The organism is Pseudomonas sp. B6002, assembly GCF_013385985.1.
GTDB lineage: Bacteria > Pseudomonadota > Gammaproteobacteria > Pseudomonadales > Pseudomonadaceae > Aquipseudomonas.
Genome location: NZ_JACAOY010000016.1, coordinates 36,028 through 53,559 on the forward strand (window position 1 = coordinate 36,028; position 17,532 = coordinate 53,559).

Genomic DNA, 17,532 nt, shown 5'->3' on the forward strand with positions numbered 1-17,532 from the left:
GGCTGCAACCCCTCGACACCGACCACCCAAAGGAGAAGCACCATGCAAGTGAATCAACCCAAAGGCGGCACCGCAGAGGCTACCACAACCCCGCTGGCTGTCGGCGACAAGGTCAGCTACGTCGCTATAAGCGGTGGTGGCCAGCAATACCGGCTCAGTGCTCGTACCGGCGTCATAGAAGCGATCGATGGCAGCGTTGCCACCTTGCGAGCTCCGAACGGTCGCAGCATCACAAAACCGCTCAACAAACTGACACCAGACGGCCAGCCCAATGCGCTCACGCGCACGCTCATGGAGGGCCACTCATGATCAAGCGCACCCTCACCCACTTCCACCTCTGCTGCGGCCTTGGCAGCGGCGCCGCTGGCTTCAGCGACTCCAAACCATTCCTGGGCCCCGTGCAAGCTGAGTGGCGTTGCCTGGGCGGCGTAGATGTCGACCCGGCCGGTTTGCGTGACTTCCAGATGATGACCGGTGTGCCTGGCACACTGATGGACCTGTTCACCCGCGAGCAGTTCGCCGCATTCCACGGCCTGCAGCCGCCCGCCGGCTGGAAAGAAGCCACTGCCGAAGACCTGCGCCGCGCCGCTGGCAACGAAGACCCGGACGCGGTGTTCATCAGCAGCCCCTGCAAGGGCGCTTCAGGCTTGCTGTCCGAGACAATGAGCCAGACGCCCAAATACCGGGCACTCAACGAGCTGACGTTGCGCTGCGTGTGGCTGATGTGTGAAGCCTGGAAGCACAATCCGGTGTCGCTGATCGTGTTCGAAAACGTACCGCGCCTCGCCACCCGGGGCCGCTACCTGCTGGATCAGATCACCAAGTTGCTCAGGCACTACGGTTACGCGGTGGCTGAAACCACCCACGACTGTGGTGAAATCGGCGGGCTGGCCCAGAGCCGCAAGCGCTTCCTGCTGGTGGCCAGGCACGTCGAGAAGGTGCCTGCGTTTCTGTACGAACCGGAAAAGCGCAGCCTGCGCGCCGTTGGTGACGTGTTAAGCCGCATGCCGCTGGCCGGCGATATCGATCAGGCTGGGCCGATGCACAGGGTGCCTGCATTGCAGTGGAAAACTTGGGTGCGCCTAGCCCTGGTTGAAGCCGGCAAGGATTGGCGCAGCCTGAGCCGGTTTGCGATCGAGGACGGCTACCTTCGCGACTTCGTGATCGTGCCGGAATATCGCGCCGGTTACATGGGGGTGCACGACTGGCAGGACACCGTCGGCACAGTCGCCGGCCGGTCGAGCCCAACCAACGGCAAGTTCTCGGTTGCAGACCCTCGACCGACCAGCAAATTCGAATACACCCAATACGGCGTGCTGCCCTATGACCGTCACTGTGGTGTGGTCACCGGCCAACGCAGCCCTGGGCAAGGAACATTCAGTGTTGCTGACCCGCGCATGGGCGGCGAGCGCCACAACAACGTGTTCCGCGTGGTGCGCAATGATCAGGCCGCCGGCACAGTGACGGCCGGACACGGCCCCAGTTCGGGAGGGCAGGCGTTGGCAGATCCTCGGCAACCGTCCAAGGGCTTCGGAAAGTACCTGGTCACCGACTACAGCAAACCGGCCGGTACCGTCATCGCCGGCAGCACCACCGGCCAGGGCACTTTCGCCGTGGCCGATCCGGCCTACAAGAATTGGCACCCCGCCGCCAGCACGCAAAAACTGCGTATTACGCCCTGGTGCGAAAGCGCCAAGACAGTGACCGGCTCGCAACAGGTCGCCAGTGGCGCGTTATCGATCGCAGATCCGCGCCCGGGCATGTCGCGCACCAAGGGCGATGCCTACCTGACCGGCGGGCATTATGGGGTCGTCGACTACAACACCCCGGCCGGCGCCGTTTCCGCCAGCGCATGCCACGACAATGGCCGGTGGTCGGTCGCAGACCAGCGCATGCCGGCATCCAACGACCGACTGACCTGCATGATCACCAGCCTCGACGGTACCTGGCACCGCCCGTTCACCACCCTGGAGCTGGCTGCGCTGCAATCGCTGTTTGATCCAGAGGACCACTGGTCAGCAGATCCGCAGACCGCTCATGAGATTGAGCGTATGCAGCGGGTTCGCAAGATTGAACAGGCGGGGGTTTTCCAGCTGGACGGTATCAACGACGGCCACCACCGGGAGCGGATCGGCAACGCAGTACCGCGCGCGGCGGCAAGGGCGATGGCCGATGTGTTCGGCATGACGCTGCTGCTTTCCGAGGCTGGGGAGACGTTCATGCTCAGCAACGTGTCGATTTGGGTGCAGCCGGTGGCGATTGCGTTGAGCGTGACCCAGCAGGAGGTTGGTGTATGACTGTGTTCCTGCTGCTTTATCTGTGCGCCGATACGACCCGGATGGATTGTCAGGTAGTGAAGGCTGATAGCTGGAACGGGCCTCACGCTTACGAGCGATGCATTGACGTCGTACCTGGCCTCACTGAGGCACTTACCGCGCGCAACCGAGAGCGACATCGGTTCGTTTGTGAAATCCAATCCGACGCCCCACAGCCCGCTGACCATGTGTCCCGGCCGACCTTTATCCATCAATCATTTCGGATGTAAGGGGGACGCAATGAACAACGGAAAATCCTTCCCCTGGAACCTGGACCTAACCGGCATATGCGACCAGTGCAACAGATCCCGTGCCCACGGCAACCACCAGAAGTGCAGCAAAGCGCGTCAGGCGCTCAACGCCAAGCGTCGGGCCGAGGAAGCCCAAGCCGGTACCACACCAGCACCTAGAAAAAGTGCCGGCCTGTTCTGGTTACTTCGCCAGCAGTGATCGGCAATACTTCAGCGCAATACACAAAGGCCCGGAGACGGGCCTTTTTTCTTTCACCTGGAAGAATCTTTCAATACATCGCGTGGGGACGCATATGGCAGATGGTGTAGAGGCCCGTGGCAATTCGGTACGGGTCTATTTTCGTTTTAATGGAGAGCTGTGCCGGGAGCTGGTGCCCGGAGGCAACACACCGGCCAACCGCGAGCATGCAAAGCGCCTGGTCACAGTCATCGAATACGAGATACAGGCCGGCACCTTCGATTACCGCCGGCACTTTCCCGAGTCGACCAAATTGGCCGAGAACAGCTTCGGGCACTACCTGGACCTATGGTTGACCATCAAGAGCAACAGCGTGGCCGCGACCTCTTTCCGGGGGTACAAGAATAAGGCTGAGGTCCATGTGCGGCCGCGCTGGGGGGACGTTCAGATCGATCAGATTGACCACTTGGACCTGCAGGAGTGGATTCAGGGGCCGCTGTCGAAGCGGCTGAAGAACAAAACCATCCGCGACATCATCAGCAATGTGCGCCAGGTGTTCCGGCTGTACCGCACCCGGAAGAAGGTCGCGCACGACCCAACTGAAGGGTTATTCGTGCGTCTGCCCGATCCGGAGGCGCCGGATCCGTTCAACAGGGCCGAAATCAAGCAGATCCTCGAAACACCGACCAATCGTACTCAGGAGCTGCTGATGGTGCAGTTCATGATTTGGGCAGGGCCGCGGGTGTCGGAGACTATTGCCCTGGCATGGGAGGATGTCGATCTGAAACAGGGGACAGTGACTTTCCGCCGATCCAAGGTGCGGGGAGCCTATCGCGTGACGAAAACCCGGCGCTCTACTCGCAAGGTGCGTCTGCTGGAGCCTGCATGGGATGCCCTACGCAAGTTGGACACGATCAACCAGCTCAAGACCGTGGACACGGTCGACGTCGTCGAGCGGGACAACAAGACCATCCGCAAGCACAAGCTGCACTTTGTATTTCTGAACACAAAGAGCGGCGTGCCGCACGTCAGCGACTTTGTCGTGAGGGACAGGTTCTTCAAAGCACACTTGAAAGCGGCCGGCGTTCGCTATCGCGGGCCAGGTCAGTGTCGGCATACCTACGCCAGTCAGTTGCTCACCACTGGTGTGGCTTCGGTTGACTGGATCGCGGAGCAGATGGGGCATACCAGTGCGAATATGATCCGGCAGCACTATGGGACGTGGATCAATGAAGATGGACCAGACGTTATTGCAATACTAGAGCAAGCGCTACGTCTGTAGCGCTTAGATCAAACGTGGCCATTCAAGACGTCGGTTTTACACGCGTCGTTTTCCATGTATTTATTTCAAACAAAACCGCCGCATCCCCTTCATCATTCCAAATGGGTGAACCGCTGTTCCAGTAACACTTATGCCAAGTGACACCAGCGTGAACCGATTTAGAGTAACTCCCTTTCTTGGTGTAGAGCGCGACCCGCTCGCCTTTCTTTGCTTCGACAGTGCCGAACCAATACGTATGACGATGCTTATTTGAGAGCTTCCCAGAAGATGTATATGTCGTGTCTGCAACCATGTAGCGGTTGAGTGTGCAGTCTTCCACCACCGTCATTAACACACGCTCTTCGCTCGCATCTCCATGACCATGAATGCTATCTATTATGAGCTTCATCACATCTCCTTGTTTAGGTGCAGTATCAAGTGTCGGAGGTGACTTTAACTTCTTTCATGGCCTTCTGATAGCACCCATAAGTCCAAGGAGGGATTCGAAATATCGACGAGGCCGCAGCCTCCTACTCGAACCATTCTGCAAATTTTTTTTGAGCCATCTGACAAACGCATGCAGACCGATGCGAGGGGGTTGCATCGCGGGATCAATCATCCAGTCTCTACCTTTACTCTCAGTAGCAGCCGTCATTCCCACGAATGTTCCCATATGAGTCCTTTTTCATCCCCTGAAAACACAAAACCCCTGAAAACTTTAACGTTTTCAGGGGTTTAGTTGTTTCGAATTTGGCGGTGAAGGAGAGATTCGAACTCTCGATACAATTTCTTGTATACACACTTTCCAGGCGTGCTCCTTAAGCCACTCGGACACTTCACCGTATCTCGTCAAACCAGTTCAGTCTGTCGAGGCGCGCTAATGTAGTCGAAAGCCTTTCTGATGGCAAAGGTTTTTTTCAGAATTTTCATGCGGTTAGCAGGTTATGCCGGCGTACGCCCGGTAAGGGGCGGTGATTCTGCCATTCTCAGGCTTGTGTGGCACGCGTCTGGGACGGCTGTTGGGCCCTGCCCTAGGCTGTCTGGCAGCGAGCAGGTGGGAAAAGTCTGACTGGGTAGTCAGTCACGGCGCTTTACCCGGGCAGGCGTGGTGGGTAACGTCTGCGCCTATGTCTCTATAACAAGTCCTACAAGGAACCGCGTCATGAGTGAGTTGATTGCTTACCACCTCGAAGACGGTATCGCGACCCTGACCTTGCGCAACGGCAAGGTGAATGCCATTTCTCCGGCGGTGGTCAGTGCGTTCAATGAAGCGCTGGACCAGGCGGAGAAAGACCGCGCGGTGGTGGTGATCACCGGCACGCCGGGCATTCTGTCCGGTGGGTATGATTTGAAAGTGATGACCGCCGGCCCTAAAGAGGCCATCGGCCTGGTGACTTCCGGCTCGACGCTGGCACGTCGCCTGTTGTCGCACCCGTTCCCGGTGATCGTCGCGTGCCCTGGGCATGCGGTGGCCAAGGGTGCGTTCCTGCTGTTGTCGGCAGATTATCGGATTGGCGTGGAAGGCCCGTTCAGTATTGGGCTGAATGAAGTGGCGATCGGCATGACCATGCACCACGCCGGGATCGAGCTGGCGCGGGATCGCCTGAGCAAGGCGGCGTTCCAGCGCTCGGTGATCAATGCCGAGATGTTTGACCCGCAAGGTGCCGTGGGCGCCGGCTTCCTCGATAAGGTGGTCGCCCCCGAGGAGCTGCACGCAGCCGCCCTGGAAGCCGCGCGGCAGTTGAAGAAGATCAACATGAACGCCCACAAGCACACCAAGCTGAAAGTACGCAAAGCGCTGTTGGACGCACTGGATGACGCGATCATTCAGGACCAGGGCCACATCCTGAGCTAAGCCCCTACTGCTATCACAGCAAAAGCCCGGCCCTGCGTCGGGCTTTTTCTTACAAATAAACCTGATCCTTCCTTAGCCGCTCTAGCCGGGCCATATCGGCACATGTTGAAACATGTGCTCAAACATCGCCTATCTCCTACGTCTGTAGGGGCAATTGCCGAATACAGTGCACATCCGTACACTGCGCCACCTTTTGTCCCGATGGGCCGTGTCGATGCTTTTTCTGTTACGTATGTTGTTGATGGGCCTGCACTTTATGCTGGCGGGCGTGTTGGGCGTGCTACTGGGCGTGTGCCGACCGTTCAACCCGGATAACAGCCGCCTGTGCGCGCGCCTGTACGCGTTGCCGGCCATGTGGATTCTGGGGCTGAACGTGAAGGCCGATGTGGATTCGCTGCGCAACAAGCCGGGCACGTGCGTCGTCATCGCCAACCATCAGTCCAACTATGACCTGTTTGTGTTCGGCACCGTGGTGCCCCATCGCACCGTATGCATTGCCAAGAAAAGCCTGAAATGGGTGCCGCTGTTCGGCCAATTGTTCTGGCTGGCGGGCAATGTGCTGATCGACCGCGGCAATGCGCACAAGGCACGCCGCGCGATGCTCACCACCACCCACACCTTGCAGCATGAAGACACCTCGATCTGGGTGTTTGCCGAAGGCACGCGCAACCTGGGCAAGGGCCTGCTGCCATTCAAGAAAGGCGCGTTTCATATGGCGATTGCCGCCGGTGTGCCCATCGTGCAGGTGTGCGTGAGCAACTATGTGAACCATATGCAGCTTAATCGCTGGAACAGTGGTGATGTGCTCATACGTTCTTTGCCGCCGATTCCTACCAACGGGATGACGTCGGATGACATTCCCGCTCTGCTGCAGGCGTGCCAGGCGCAGATGGCGGAATGCATTGCGCAGATGGATGCGAGTGTTACGCGGGGGAGTTGTGAGGCGCGGGTTGTTTGAGATTGGAGGGAGGTAAGTGGGCCGGCGCGAGCAAGCTCGCTCACTACAGGTTGTAACAATTGAACTCGCTTCGGGCTAAGCTGCCAGACACCTGTCCCCCTAATAAGAAGCGATCTGCACCATGGGTAGAGTTGTTGCGGCCGCCGTCTACAGCGCCGGTAAGAAAGTCACTGATATCACCCTGGACGAAGGCGCGGCCTGGGCCGCCAAACCCGACCACTTTGTGTGGATCGGCCTGGAAGAACCCAACGCCCAGGAGCTGGCCAACCTGCAACGCCAGTTCAACCTGCATGAACTGGCCATCGAAGATGCCCTGGAAAAACACAGCCGGCCGAAGCTGGAAACCTTCGGCGATGCGCTGTTCATCGTCACCTACTCACCGGTGCGCGAGAACGGGAAGCTGGTGTTTATCGAAACCCATATCTTTGCCGGCAACGGCTACATCATCACCGCACGCAATGGCCACTCAGCGTCCTACGGCTACGTGCGCCAGCGTTGTGAGGCGCGACCGCTGCTGCTGGAACATGGGGAAGATTTCGTACTGTATGCACTGCTGGATTTCGTCACCGAAAACTACCAGCCGGTGAGCGAGGCAATCCACGCCGAGATCGACGAGCTGGAGCGCAACGTGCTGTGCAACTCGCTCAACGAAAACGATATCCAGAACCTCCACGGCCTGCGCCGCGACGTGTTGCGGCTCAAGCGTTATGTGGCGCCGATGGTGGAGATCAGCCAGGAATTGCAGAAGCTGAGCTTCCCGTTCATCGACAAGAACATGCGCCCGTACTTCCGTGATGTGCAGATCCACGTGACACGCCAGATGGAAGACCTCACCACCCTGCGTGACATCGCCAGCCAGACCATCGAGATCGGTGTGCTGCTGGAGGCTTCGCGCCAGAGCGTGGTGCAGCGCAAGTTCGCTGCCTGGGCGGCGATCCTCGCGTTCCCCACGGCAGTAGCGGGGATTTATGGGATGAACTTCCAGAACATGCCCGAGCTGCAATGGCACTACGGCTATTTTGCGGTGCTCGGGTTTATCGCGGTGGGCTGTACGGGCTTGTGGGCCAGTTTCAAGCGGTCGGGGTGGTTGTAAAACGTTGCCGACGCACGACCGCCATCGCGCTTAAGCTGTGGCTTCGGGTTTGTGGGCCACGAAGCGCATCATCCACTCCGCCACGGTTGCGCCGTGGTGGTCACGTTCCAGGCTGGCGACGCCGTGGGTGTAGACCTTCTCACCCAGGGTTGTCTGAAGTATTTCCAGCAGTTCGCGGGAATAGTCGTGGATGAACTCCGGGTGGCCCTGGAAGCACAGCACCTGGTCTTCGATGTGGTAGGCAGCGTAGGGGCAGAAATCGCTGGAAGCGATCACCGTGGCGTTGTCCGGCAGCGTGGTGACCTGGTCCTGGTGACTGATCAGCAGGGTCAGTTCTTCCACCACCGGGCTCATCCACGGGGCCTTGGCGTTCAGTTTGTAATCATGGATGCCCATGCCCCAGCCTTTGCTGGCGCGCTCGGTCTTGCCACCCAGCAACAGCGCCAACAACTGATGGCCGAAGCAGATCCCCAGCAGCTTGTCGCCACGCGCATAGCGCTCGAGCAGGTAAGTCTTGAGGGTCTGGATCCACGGGTCGGTGCCGAAAGAATCGGCCTTGCTGCCGGTCACCAGGTAGGCATCGAACACTTCATCGTCCGACGGGTATTCGCCCTGCACCACGTTGTAGACAACAAAGTCAGCAGCAATCGGTTGCTTGGAAAACAGGCGCTTGAACATCTGCCCGTACCCTTGGTACTGATCGATCAAACCTGGACGCAGGATATCGGTTTCCAGGATACAGACGCGTAGCGACATAAAAAATACCTGACACGGTGATGGGAATAATGCACACCCCAGAGCCTGCCTTGAAACACCCCTTCAAGGCAAGTCCGCCAAGCGACCACCTGTAGGAGCGGGCTTGCCCGCGATGGCGACATTTCAGCCGACAAACAGGTTGGCTGATACACCGCTTTCGCGGGCAAGCCCGCTCCCACAGGGGTTATGTAGTGCTCACGCCATGGCGTTTCGGTCAGGTGAATATCTGGCCCTGGGCAGCTTTTTCAAGTAGCAAGGCCGGGGGGTTGAACCGTTCGCCATATTGCTCGGCCAGGTAACGCGCACGGGCGATGAAATCGTTCAGCCCGTATTGGTTTATGAACTGCAACGCGCCGCCACTCCACGCAGCAAAACCGATACCGAAGATCGAACCGACGTTGGCATCGGCCGTGGACATCAACACGCCCTCCTCAACACAACGCACGGTTTCAATGGCCTGGATAAACAGCAAACGGTCGCGCACATCCTGCGGCGAGATCTGCTGGTCGGCGCGTTCAAAGCGGCTTTTCAGCTCCGGCCACAGGTGCTTCTGCCCGCCATTGGGGTACTCATAAAACCCGCCACCCGCCGCCTTGCCCAAGCGTTTGTATTCATTGACCAACAGGTCGATCACCGCCGTGGCCGGGTGTGCCGGCATTGACTTGCCTTCTGCCTGCAGATCCTTGGCGGTTTGCTGCCTTATATGGCTCATCAGGCTGAGGGACACTTCATCCGAGACGGCCAGTGGTCCCACCGGCATGCCGGCCTTACGCGCTTCGGTCTCGATCATCGGCGCGGCCACGCCCTCGCCGAGCATGGCAATGCCTTCGTTGGTGAAGGTGCCGAACACCCTTGAGGTGAAGAAACCCCGGCTGTCATTGACCACGATCGGGGTTTTCTTGATTTGCAGGACGAAATCAAAACCTCGGGCCAGGGTTTCGTCGCTGGTGTGAGCGCCCTTGATGATTTCCACCAGCGGCATCTTGTCGACCGGACTGAAGAAATGCAGGCCGATGAACTTGGCTGGATCCGGCACGGCCTTGGCCAAACCGCTGATCGGCAGTGTGGAGGTATTGGAGGCGATCACCGCATCAGCGCCGACCACACTGTGCGCAGCGGCCGAGACTTTTGCCTTGAGTTCACGGTCTTCAAACACCGCTTCGATGATCAGGTCGCAACCGGCCAGATCGGCGTCGGCGGCAGTGGGAAGAATCCGCGCCAGGATGATTTCCCGCTGCTCGGCGGTCATTTGCCCACGGCTGACCTTCTTGTCGAGCAGCGCCGCTGAGTGCGCCTTGCCCTTTTCAGCGGCGGCCAGGTTGATGTCCTTGAGCACCACGTCGACGCCGGCGCTGGCGCTGACGTAGGCAATGCCCGCGCCCATCATTCCGGCACCGAGCACGCCGACTTTGCGCGTGACATAGGGCGCAACACCTCTGGGCCGCGAGCTGCCGGCGTTGATTTCGTTGAGCTGGAACCAGAAGGTGCCGATCATGTTCTTCGCCACTTGCCCGGTGACCAGCTCGGTGAAGTAGCGGGTTTCGATCAGGTGCGCCGTGTCGAAATCCACTTGGGCCCCCTCCACGGCGGCACAGAGGATTTTCTCCGGCGCGGGGAAACAGCCCTGGGTCTTGCTGCGCAAAATCGACGGCGCGATGGCCAGCATCTGCGCGACTTTCGGGTTGGACGGCGTCCCGCCCGGCAGTTGATAGCCCTTGCCGTCCCACGGCTGTTTCGCCTCCGGGTTCGCGAGAATCCACGCCCGGGACTTGGCCAGCAACTCATCACGATCGGCTGCCAATTCTTGAATCAAGCCAGCTTGCAGCGCTTGTTGGGGCCGCACTTTTTTGCCTTCCAACAAATACGGCAAGGCTTTTTCCAGCCCCAGCAGGCGCACCATGCGCACTACCCCACCGCCGCCCGGCAACAGGCCCAGGGTCACTTCCGGCAACCCCAGCTGTGTGGATGTGGCATCCAGCGCGACCCGGTATTGGCAGGCCAGGCAGATCTCCCAGCCGCCACCCAGTGCGGCGCCATTGATCGCGGCCACTACCGGTTTGCCGAGGGTTTCCAGGCGGCGCAACTGCGCCTTCAGCTCCAGCACACCGTCATAAAAATCTTTGGCGTGGGCCTTGTCGACCTTGATCAACTCATTGAGGTCGCCACCGGCAAAAAACGTCTTTTTGGCCGAGGTGATGATCACACCGGCAATACTGTCCCTTTCCGCCTCCAGGCGCGTGAGCGTGGCCGCCATGGCTTCGCGGTACGCGCCGTTCATGGTGTTGGCGCTCTGGCCGGGCATGTCGAGGGTCAGCACCACGATCTGGTCCTGGCCTTTTTCGTAACGAATGGCTTGGGTCATGACAGGTTCCTTGGGCTCAGAGCCGTTCGATGATAGTGGCGATGCCCATGCCACCGCCGACACACAGGGTGGCCAGGCCGTAGCGCTGCTGGCGGGCTCCCAGCTCGTCGAGCAAGGTGCCGAGGATCGCGCAGCCGGTGGCGCCCAACGGGTGGCCCATGGCGATGGAGCCGCCGTTGACGTTGACTCGCGCAGCGTCAATGCCCATGTCCTTGATGAACTTGAGCACCACCGAGGCGAACGCTTCGTTGACTTCGAACAGGTCGATGTCCTCAACCCGCAAACCGGCCTTGGCCAGGGCTTTGCGGGTGGCGGGCGCCGGGCCGGTGAGCATGATGGTCGGGTCGGTGCTGGTGACCGCCGTGGCAACAATGCGCGCCCGCGGTTGCAGGCCCAGTTCGCGGCCTTTCGCTTCGGAGCCGATCAGCATCAGCGCGGCGCCATCGACAATGCCGGAGCTGTTGCCCGGCGTGTGCACATGGTGGATGCGCTCCACATGGCTGTAGACCCGCAATGCGGTGGCGTCGAAGCCCATCTGCCCCATCATTTCAAAGCTGGGCTTGAGTTTGCCCAGGCCTTCGAGGGTGGAGTCGCCGCGGATGAATTCGTCATGGTCCAGCAGCACGATGCCGTTCTGGTCCTGCACCGCGATCAGCGATTTGTTGAAAGAACCGTCTGCACGCGCCCTGGCAGCTTTCTGCTGGGACTGTAGGGCAAAGGTATCCACGTCCTGGCGCGTGAAGCCTTCCAGGGTGGCGATCAGGTCGGCGCCGATGCCCTGGGGCGTGAAGTGGCTGTGCATATTGGTGTGCGGGTCGAGCACCCAGGCGCCGCCGTCGCTGCCCATGGGCACGCGGGACATGGACTCGACGCCGCCCACCACCACAAGATCTTCAAAGCCGGAGCGCACCTTCATGGCGCCCAGATTGACCGCCTCCAGGCCCGAGGCGCAGAAGCGGTTGATTTGCACCCCGGCGACACTGATGTCCCAGTCCGCCACCAGTGCGGCGGTCTTGGCGATGTCGGCACCCTGGTCACCCACCGGGGTGACGCAGCCCAGGACAATGTCATCCACTTGGCGCGTGTCGAGGTCACTGCGTTGGGCCAGCGCGGTGAGCAGGCCGGCCACCAGGTTCACCGGCTTGACGCTGTGCAGGGCACCGTCCGCCTTGCCTTTGCCACGGGGCGTGCGTATCGCATCAAAGATCAAAGCTTGGGTCATGACGTCCTCTAACCGCTGTGCATGTGTGCCCCTACCTTAGGCCCGATTGACACGGTTTCAATGACGGATGCGCTCATTGCTTTTGACCCCCACGCTCGGACGAACGGTAGGCTGCGGCGGCAATTGCTTGATTAATCGTTTTAGCTGTCTAGCCAAGGGTCTGGCGCCAAGATGGCGATAGGCCTCATTCCGTTTTTAGCGCAAATGCTGATTAGCTGATATGAAATGGATCTAAGCCACGCAGAACGAGGGCTCTAAGGTTGAATCTGTAAGGAGCTGCTGCCGGGTTTTGCTGGAGCAGTTGTAAGAAAAGTGCAACGTCACATCGCGATACTGAAATAAACCGGCACGCATTTGACGCTCAGGAATAACAACAAAAGGCAGTCAGCCATGTTCAAGCATACGAAAGTTCGTCAGGCGGGACTTATTCTGTTCGCCACCACACTGATTCTGATCTTGCCCAACTTAACCAAGGTTATTGGGTGATACACCGATCCCTACATTCCGTGCACACACTGCACCAGGACTGCAGCTTTTGGCAGCACCTGCCGGGACATTGCGCATAGCGGTCCCGTTGCAGGGGCTGTCTTTTTGCGCGCAGATTTCCGGTATCGTGAGCCCCACCGCCACTTCACACCGGGCTCTCTCTTGAAAACCCCCCTTGCCGCTCTCGCCTTGCTGCTGGCCTTGCCGGTTTCAGCTGCGCAATTGACCATCGAACTGGACCACACCACCAAGACCTGGCAAACCGCCGACCTGCTCAAACTGCCCGAAGCGCAGACGGTGCAGATCGCTGATGACGTTTCCTACAAACGCAACATGACCTATCGCGCTGTGCCGCTGGCAGTGCTGCTGCCGGGTCTTGAGCCCCAAAACCACCTGCAAGCTGTTGCCCTGGATGGGTTCGCCGCCGAACTCGCTGCCGCGCCGCTGCTGCAAAAAAGCGGCGCCCGCGCCTGGCTGGCGGTAGAAGACCCGGCCCACCCGTGGCCTGCGCTGGCCGACGGCAAACCCAGCGCCGGGCCGTTTTACCTGGTGTGGACCGACCCGCAGGCCGGCCATATCAGCCCCGAGCAATGGCCGTTCCAGATCTCCGGGATCAAGCAGTTGAAGACGGTTGCCGAGCGCTTTCCCGCGCTGCTGCCGGACCCAAAGCTGGCCGCCAATGACCCGATCAATCAGGGCTTTGCGCTGTTCCAGAAAAACTGCCTGGCTTGCCACCGCCTCAATGGCGCAGGCGATGCGCAAGTGGGGCCGGACCTGAATATTCCCTACAACCCCACCGAGTATTTCGGCGGTGATTTCCTCAAGCGTTACATCCGCGACCCGCAGAGCCTGCGGCATTGGCCGCAGGCAAAGATGCCGGCGTTCGCGTCCAGTGTGCTACCGGACAATGAGCTGGATTTGTTGGTGGGGTATTTGAAGCATATGGCCGGTCGCAAGCAGCAACCCTGAGCCCAAGCACACGTCAATTCTGGGCGCTGGCTTGTGTGGGAGCTGGCTTGCCTGCGATGGCATCACCTCGGTGCATCTGTTGTACCGAGGCGTCTGTATCGCGGGCAAGCCCGGCTCCCACACAAGCCAGCTCACATTAGATCTACGTCGCCTATTGCTGCTGGACTGAAATGACGGGCGTTGGCGCCACAAATACCTTGGCATGCATCTGCTCATGCCCGCCGCCACGGCGCATGCCGCGTACCGGGCAGGCGTCGAGGTAATCCAGGCCCACGGCCAGCTTCAAATGCCGTTCCGGGCGGGCCAGTTGATTGGTCACGTCGAAGCTGTACCAGGCGTCATCCAGCCAGGCTTCGGCCCAGGCGTGGCTGGCCAGGTGCGCGCTTTCTTCGCTGTACAGATACCCCGACACATACCGCGCCGGAATTCCCAGGCTGCGCACGCAGGCCAGGAATGCATGGGCATGGTCCTGGCACACGCCCACCCCGCCAGCAAAGGCCTGGGCGGCGCTGGTGTCGACTTCAGTGGCGCCCGGCGTGTAGGCCATCGCCTGGTTGAGCCCGTGCATCAGGTCAATCAGTGCCGTGCGGTCGCGACGCTGATGACAGTGCTGCTCGGCAAACCGGCGCAGGGCGTCATCGGGTTCGGTCAGACGTGTGCTGCGCAGAAACGGGAAAGCCGATTGGCTCTCGTGTTCGGCCTCGCGCAACTCGTCGATGTCGACCTGGCCCCGGGCGCCGATGATGATGGCATCGTGGGGCTCATCCAGGGTCAACACATGCAGGATATTGCCGAACGGGTCCACCTGGGCGCGCACGGGGCGCGGCAGGTCTAGCTGCCAACTGAGCACGTGCTGACGCTCGCTGTCGTGGGGCGTGAGGCGCAGGTACTGGATGCTCGCACGCACCTGGTCCTCGTAGTGGTAGGTGGTTTCGTGGCTGATGGAGAGTCTCATGCGGCCTCCAGGTAGGAACTGTAGATGGCGTCGCCCAACTGGCGCACCAAAGGGATAAAGTCGGTCAGCCAGGCGTGCAGGCCTTCCTCGAGGATTTCGTCGATGGCCGTGAAGCGCAGGCGAGCGTCCATCTCGGCCGCCAGGCGTTGAGCCGGTCGACCGTTAAGGCCGGGCAGGCTGGCGAGGATCTGATCGATCTCCTCACTGCAAGCGCGCAGCGAACGGGGCACATCGGCGCGCAACAGCAACAATTCGGCGACTTGGCGCGCACCGGGTGCATCACGGTAGATCTCGGTGTACGCCTCGAACGACGACAACGCCCGCAACAATGCACTCCACTGGTAGTAGGCGTGGGCCGTGCCGTCAGTGACAGCAGCGGCCTGGTCGCCGGCCATTTCGTAGCGCGCATCCAGTAGACGCAAGGTGTTGTCAGCTCGTTCAATAAAGGTGCCCAAGCGAATGAAACGGAAGGCATCGTTGCGCATGATGGTGCCGTAGGTGGCACCGCGAAACAGGTGCGAGCGCTCCTTGACCCACTCGCAGAAACGGCTCATGCCGTAGCGGCTGAGGCCCTGCTGGGCGATATCGCGAATATCCAGCCAGGTGGCGTTGATGTTTTCCCACATGTCGGCGGTGATTCGCCCACGCACCGCATGGGCGCTGGCCCGCGCAGCCCCGAGACAGCTGTAGATACTGGCGGGGTTGGCCGCATCCAGCGCAAAAAAGTGCAGCAGGTGTTCGGCATGCAGTTCGCCATGGCGTTCGCGGTAATCATCCAGCGTGCCGGTGATCAGCAAGGGCATGGCCAATTCGTGCAGGCCGTCGCCGTGCCCGTCCTGGGGCATCAACGACAGGGAATAGCTGACATCGAGCATGCGTGCGAGGTTTTCCGCACGCTCCAGGTAGCGCGACATCCAGTACAGGTCGGAGGCAGTTCTACTCAACATGGCATCAGTCCTCCACCACCCAGGTGTCTTTGGTGCCCCCGCCCTGGGACGAGTTGACCACCAGCGAGCCTTCGCGCAGGGCCACGCGGGTCAGGCCGCCCGGCACCACGCGGGTTTCCTTGCCGGACAAGACGAACGGGCGCAGGTCGATGTGGCGCGGCGCAATGCCGTTTTCGACGAAGGTCGGGCACGTGGACAGGCACAAGGTGGGCTGGGCGATATAGGCATGGGGCTTGGCCTTGATACGCGCACGGAAGGCTTCGATCTCCGCCGCCGTGGACGCCGGGCCCACCAGCATGCCGTAGCCACCGGAGCCCTGGGTTTCCTTCACCACCAGGTTCGGCAGGTTGGCCAGCACATGGGACAGTTCGTCAGGCTTGCGGCATTGGAAGGTAGGAACGTTCTTCAAGATGGGCTCTTCGTCCAGGTAAAACCGGATCATCTCGGTGACGAAGGGGTACACCGACTTGTCATCCGCCACCCCGGTGCCAATGGCATTGGCCAGCACCACGTTGCCCGAGCGATACGCAGCGAGCAGGCCGGGCACGCCCAGCATCGACTCCGGGTTGAAGGCCAGCGGGTCGAGGAACGCGTCGTCGAGACGACGGTAAATCACATCCACCGCCTTGGGGCCGTCAGTGGTGCGCATGAACACGCGGTCATCGCGCACGAACAGGTCGGCGCCTTCCACCAGTTCCACGCCCATTTCCCGGGCGAGGAAGGCATGCTCGAAGAACGCGCTGTTGAAGCGGCCCGGGGTCAGCACCACCACGCTGGGGTTGTCCAGGGGGCTTGAGCTTTTCAGGGTGTCGAGCAGCAGGTTGGGGTAATGGTCGATGGGCGCGATGCGCTGGGCAGCGAACAGTTCGGGGAACAGGCGCATCATCATCTTGCGGTCTTCGAGCATGTAGCTCACGCCGCTGGGGGTGCGCAGGTTGTCTTCCAGCACGTAGTAGGTGCCGTCGCCATCACGTACGAGATCGACCCCGGAAATGTGGGAATACAGGTCACGGTGCAGGTCCAAGCCCTGCATCGCCAACTGGTATTGCTCGTTGGCCAGCACCTGTTCGGCGGGGATGATCCCGGCCTTGATGATGCGTTGTTCGTGGTACAGGTCGGCAAGAAACATGTTCAGCGCCTTGACCCGTTGAATGCAGCCACGCTCGACAACCCGCCATTCACTGGCCGGAATGCTGCGCGGGATGGTGTCGAAGGGAATCAGGCGCTCGGTGCCCTGCTCGTCCCCGTAGAGGGTGAAGGTGATTCCGGCGCGGTGAAACAGCAAATCGGCTTCGCGCCGGCGCTGGGCCAGCAGTTCAGCCGGGGTTTCGGCCAACCATCGGGCGAACTCGCGGTAATGGGGGCGAACCTGCCCTGCCCCATCGTACATTTCGTCGTAATAAGTGCGGATCATGCCGTACTCCTTGTCACCCGGACGCAAGAACCATCGCAAGGCCCGTGCCAGCGGCATAAACACTTTAAAATCAGTGAGTTGAATTAATGCGAGGCACACGTCGCACCGTCCTGGTGCGCAGAATGCCCGGCGCCATGGCGCACGCTTCATCGCAATGCGGGCTTTGGCTATCAACAGCATAGTCAGAGTTGATTTCACTGCCCGCTGAAGCTTGCGGATAATCACCACCATCTGCTGAACAGGACTCGTCCTACAGCTTTACCCTTTGCGCAATCGGTACCGTGGTACTTCGTGTACCGACCGGCTCCTCCGGTCTTCCCTTTAGGCCACCCTTCTTAGGGTGGCTTTTTTTTGCGCCGCGAAATTGTAGGAGCCCGGCTTGCCGAATCGTCGCACCGCGGCGATGGCGTTCTTGAGATCGCCATCGCCGGCAAGCCGGGCTCCTACAGGGGTGTGGGGGTCTTCATGTTGGGGAGGTATAAACAAAAACGGCCGACCCTAAGGTCAGCC

Annotated in this window: 15 protein-coding genes and 1 tRNA gene; 8 read left to right on the forward strand and 8 right to left on the reverse strand. The window is 60.3% G+C overall.

Annotation, left to right across the window (positions count from 1 at the left end; translation table 11 throughout):
* Positions 1–42: 42 nt before the first annotated feature.
* From HX792_RS20880 to HX792_RS20895, 4 genes are all read left to right on the forward strand, one after another.
* Positions 43–309 carry a hypothetical protein gene (locus HX792_RS20880; RefSeq protein WP_176997876.1) on the forward strand — a complete coding sequence of 89 codons (267 nt, stop codon included), beginning with the start codon at positions 43–45 and terminating at the stop codon, positions 307–309.
* Entirely contained in the window at positions 306–2,297 is a 1,992-nt protein-coding gene (locus HX792_RS20885; RefSeq protein WP_176997877.1) for a DNA cytosine methyltransferase, read from the forward strand. Before HX792_RS20880 ends, HX792_RS20885 begins: the two co-directional genes overlap by 4 nt.
* 258 nt (positions 2,298–2,555) lie before the next feature.
* On the forward strand, positions 2,556–2,765 hold the full coding sequence (locus HX792_RS20890; RefSeq protein WP_078049816.1) for a hypothetical protein: 210 nt from the start codon (positions 2,556–2,558) through the stop codon (positions 2,763–2,765).
* A gap of 94 nt (positions 2,766–2,859) precedes the next feature.
* Positions 2,860–4,026, forward strand: coding sequence for an Arm DNA-binding domain-containing protein (locus tag HX792_RS20895; RefSeq protein WP_176997878.1), 1,167 nt, complete (start codon positions 2,860–2,862; stop codon positions 4,024–4,026).
* A gap of 22 nt (positions 4,027–4,048) precedes the next feature.
* Here the strand turns inward: HX792_RS20895 and HX792_RS20900 are convergent, their stop codons facing one another.
* Complete coding sequence (locus HX792_RS20900; protein WP_176997879.1) at positions 4,049–4,414, reverse strand: hypothetical protein; 366 nt, start codon at positions 4,412–4,414, stop codon at positions 4,049–4,051.
* A 342-nt stretch (positions 4,415–4,756) separates the two neighbouring features.
* Positions 4,757–4,846: transfer RNA gene (locus tag HX792_RS20905), tRNA-Ser, on the reverse strand.
* 321 nt (positions 4,847–5,167) lie between these two features.
* On the opposite strand from HX792_RS20905, the gene HX792_RS20910 reads away from it, so the two are divergent.
* The 3 genes from HX792_RS20910 to HX792_RS20920 all read left to right on the forward strand — a co-directional run bounded on the left by HX792_RS20910 (position 5,168) and on the right by HX792_RS20920 (position 7,911).
* Complete coding sequence (locus HX792_RS20910; RefSeq protein WP_176997880.1) at positions 5,168–5,860, forward strand: crotonase/enoyl-CoA hydratase family protein; 693 nt, start codon at positions 5,168–5,170, stop codon at positions 5,858–5,860.
* 214 nt (positions 5,861–6,074) lie between these two features.
* Entirely contained in the window at positions 6,075–6,818 is a 744-nt protein-coding gene (locus HX792_RS20915; RefSeq protein WP_176997881.1) for a 1-acyl-sn-glycerol-3-phosphate acyltransferase, read from the forward strand.
* Between the two features lie 121 nt (positions 6,819–6,939).
* On the forward strand, positions 6,940–7,911 hold the full coding sequence (locus HX792_RS20920; protein WP_176997882.1) for a magnesium and cobalt transport protein CorA: 972 nt from the start codon (positions 6,940–6,942) through the stop codon (positions 7,909–7,911).
* 30 nt (positions 7,912–7,941) lie between these two features.
* Here the strand turns inward: HX792_RS20920 and HX792_RS20925 are convergent, their stop codons facing one another.
* The 3 genes from HX792_RS20925 to HX792_RS20935 form a co-directional block, all read right to left on the reverse strand.
* Positions 7,942–8,667, reverse strand: coding sequence for an amidotransferase (locus HX792_RS20925; protein WP_176997883.1), 726 nt, complete (start codon positions 8,665–8,667; stop codon positions 7,942–7,944).
* Positions 8,668–8,881: 214 nt separating this feature from the next.
* Positions 8,882–11,029 (reverse strand): 3-hydroxyacyl-CoA dehydrogenase NAD-binding domain-containing protein, encoded by a 2,148-nt coding sequence (locus HX792_RS20930; protein WP_176997884.1) that lies wholly within the window; start codon positions 11,027–11,029, stop codon positions 8,882–8,884.
* 16 nt (positions 11,030–11,045) lie between these two features.
* Entirely contained in the window at positions 11,046–12,251 is a 1,206-nt protein-coding gene (locus tag HX792_RS20935) for an acetyl-CoA C-acetyltransferase (RefSeq protein WP_176997885.1), read from the reverse strand.
* Positions 12,252–12,899: 648 nt separating this feature from the next.
* Between HX792_RS20935 and HX792_RS20940 the strand changes: the two genes are divergently transcribed.
* Positions 12,900–13,706: a cytochrome c gene (locus HX792_RS20940; protein ID WP_176997886.1), complete on the forward strand. Its 807-nt coding sequence runs from the start codon at positions 12,900–12,902 to the stop codon at positions 13,704–13,706.
* A gap of 151 nt (positions 13,707–13,857) precedes the next feature.
* Here the strand turns inward: HX792_RS20940 and HX792_RS20945 are convergent, their stop codons facing one another.
* The 3 genes from HX792_RS20945 to HX792_RS20955 are packed head-to-tail and all read right to left on the reverse strand — an operon-like array spanning position 13,858 to position 17,022.
* Positions 13,858–14,661 (reverse strand): transglutaminase family protein, encoded by an 804-nt coding sequence (locus tag HX792_RS20945; RefSeq protein WP_176997887.1) that lies wholly within the window; start codon positions 14,659–14,661, stop codon positions 13,858–13,860.
* Positions 14,658–15,608, reverse strand: coding sequence for an alpha-E domain-containing protein (locus tag HX792_RS20950; protein ID WP_176997888.1), 951 nt, complete (start codon positions 15,606–15,608; stop codon positions 14,658–14,660). Before HX792_RS20950 ends, HX792_RS20945 begins: the two co-directional genes overlap by 4 nt.
* 4 nt (positions 15,609–15,612) lie before the next feature.
* Entirely contained in the window at positions 15,613–17,022 is a 1,410-nt protein-coding gene (locus HX792_RS20955) for a circularly permuted type 2 ATP-grasp protein (protein WP_176997889.1), read from the reverse strand.
* Positions 17,023–17,532 lie beyond the last annotated feature (510 nt).

Bases quoted from the DNA above. Each gene is read 5' to 3' on its own strand.
- HX792_RS20880 (WP_176997876.1), top strand. From the start codon at position 43: ATGCAAGTGAATCAACCCAAAGGCGGCACCGCAGAGGCTACCACAACC.
- HX792_RS20885 (WP_176997877.1), top strand. From the start codon at position 306: ATGATCAAGCGCACCCTCACCCACTTCCACCTCTGCTGCGGCCTTGGC.
- HX792_RS20890 (WP_078049816.1), top strand. From the start codon at position 2,556: ATGAACAACGGAAAATCCTTCCCCTGGAACCTGGACCTAACCGGCATA.
- HX792_RS20895 (WP_176997878.1), top strand. From the start codon at position 2,860: ATGGCAGATGGTGTAGAGGCCCGTGGCAATTCGGTACGGGTCTATTTT.
- HX792_RS20900 (WP_176997879.1), bottom strand. From the start codon at position 4,414: ATGAAGCTCATAATAGATAGCATTCATGGTCATGGAGATGCGAGCGAA.
- HX792_RS20910 (WP_176997880.1), top strand. From the start codon at position 5,168: ATGAGTGAGTTGATTGCTTACCACCTCGAAGACGGTATCGCGACCCTG.
- HX792_RS20915 (WP_176997881.1), top strand. From the start codon at position 6,075: ATGCTTTTTCTGTTACGTATGTTGTTGATGGGCCTGCACTTTATGCTG.
- HX792_RS20920 (WP_176997882.1), top strand. From the start codon at position 6,940: ATGGGTAGAGTTGTTGCGGCCGCCGTCTACAGCGCCGGTAAGAAAGTC.
- HX792_RS20925 (WP_176997883.1), bottom strand. From the start codon at position 8,667: ATGTCGCTACGCGTCTGTATCCTGGAAACCGATATCCTGCGTCCAGGT.
- HX792_RS20930 (WP_176997884.1), bottom strand. From the start codon at position 11,029: ATGACCCAAGCCATTCGTTACGAAAAAGGCCAGGACCAGATCGTGGTG.
- HX792_RS20935 (WP_176997885.1), bottom strand. From the start codon at position 12,251: ATGACCCAAGCTTTGATCTTTGATGCGATACGCACGCCCCGTGGCAAA.
- HX792_RS20945 (WP_176997887.1), bottom strand. From the start codon at position 14,661: ATGAGACTCTCCATCAGCCACGAAACCACCTACCACTACGAGGACCAG.
- HX792_RS20950 (WP_176997888.1), bottom strand. From the start codon at position 15,608: ATGTTGAGTAGAACTGCCTCCGACCTGTACTGGATGTCGCGCTACCTG.
- HX792_RS20955 (WP_176997889.1), bottom strand. From the start codon at position 17,022: ATGATCCGCACTTATTACGACGAAATGTACGATGGGGCAGGGCAGGTT.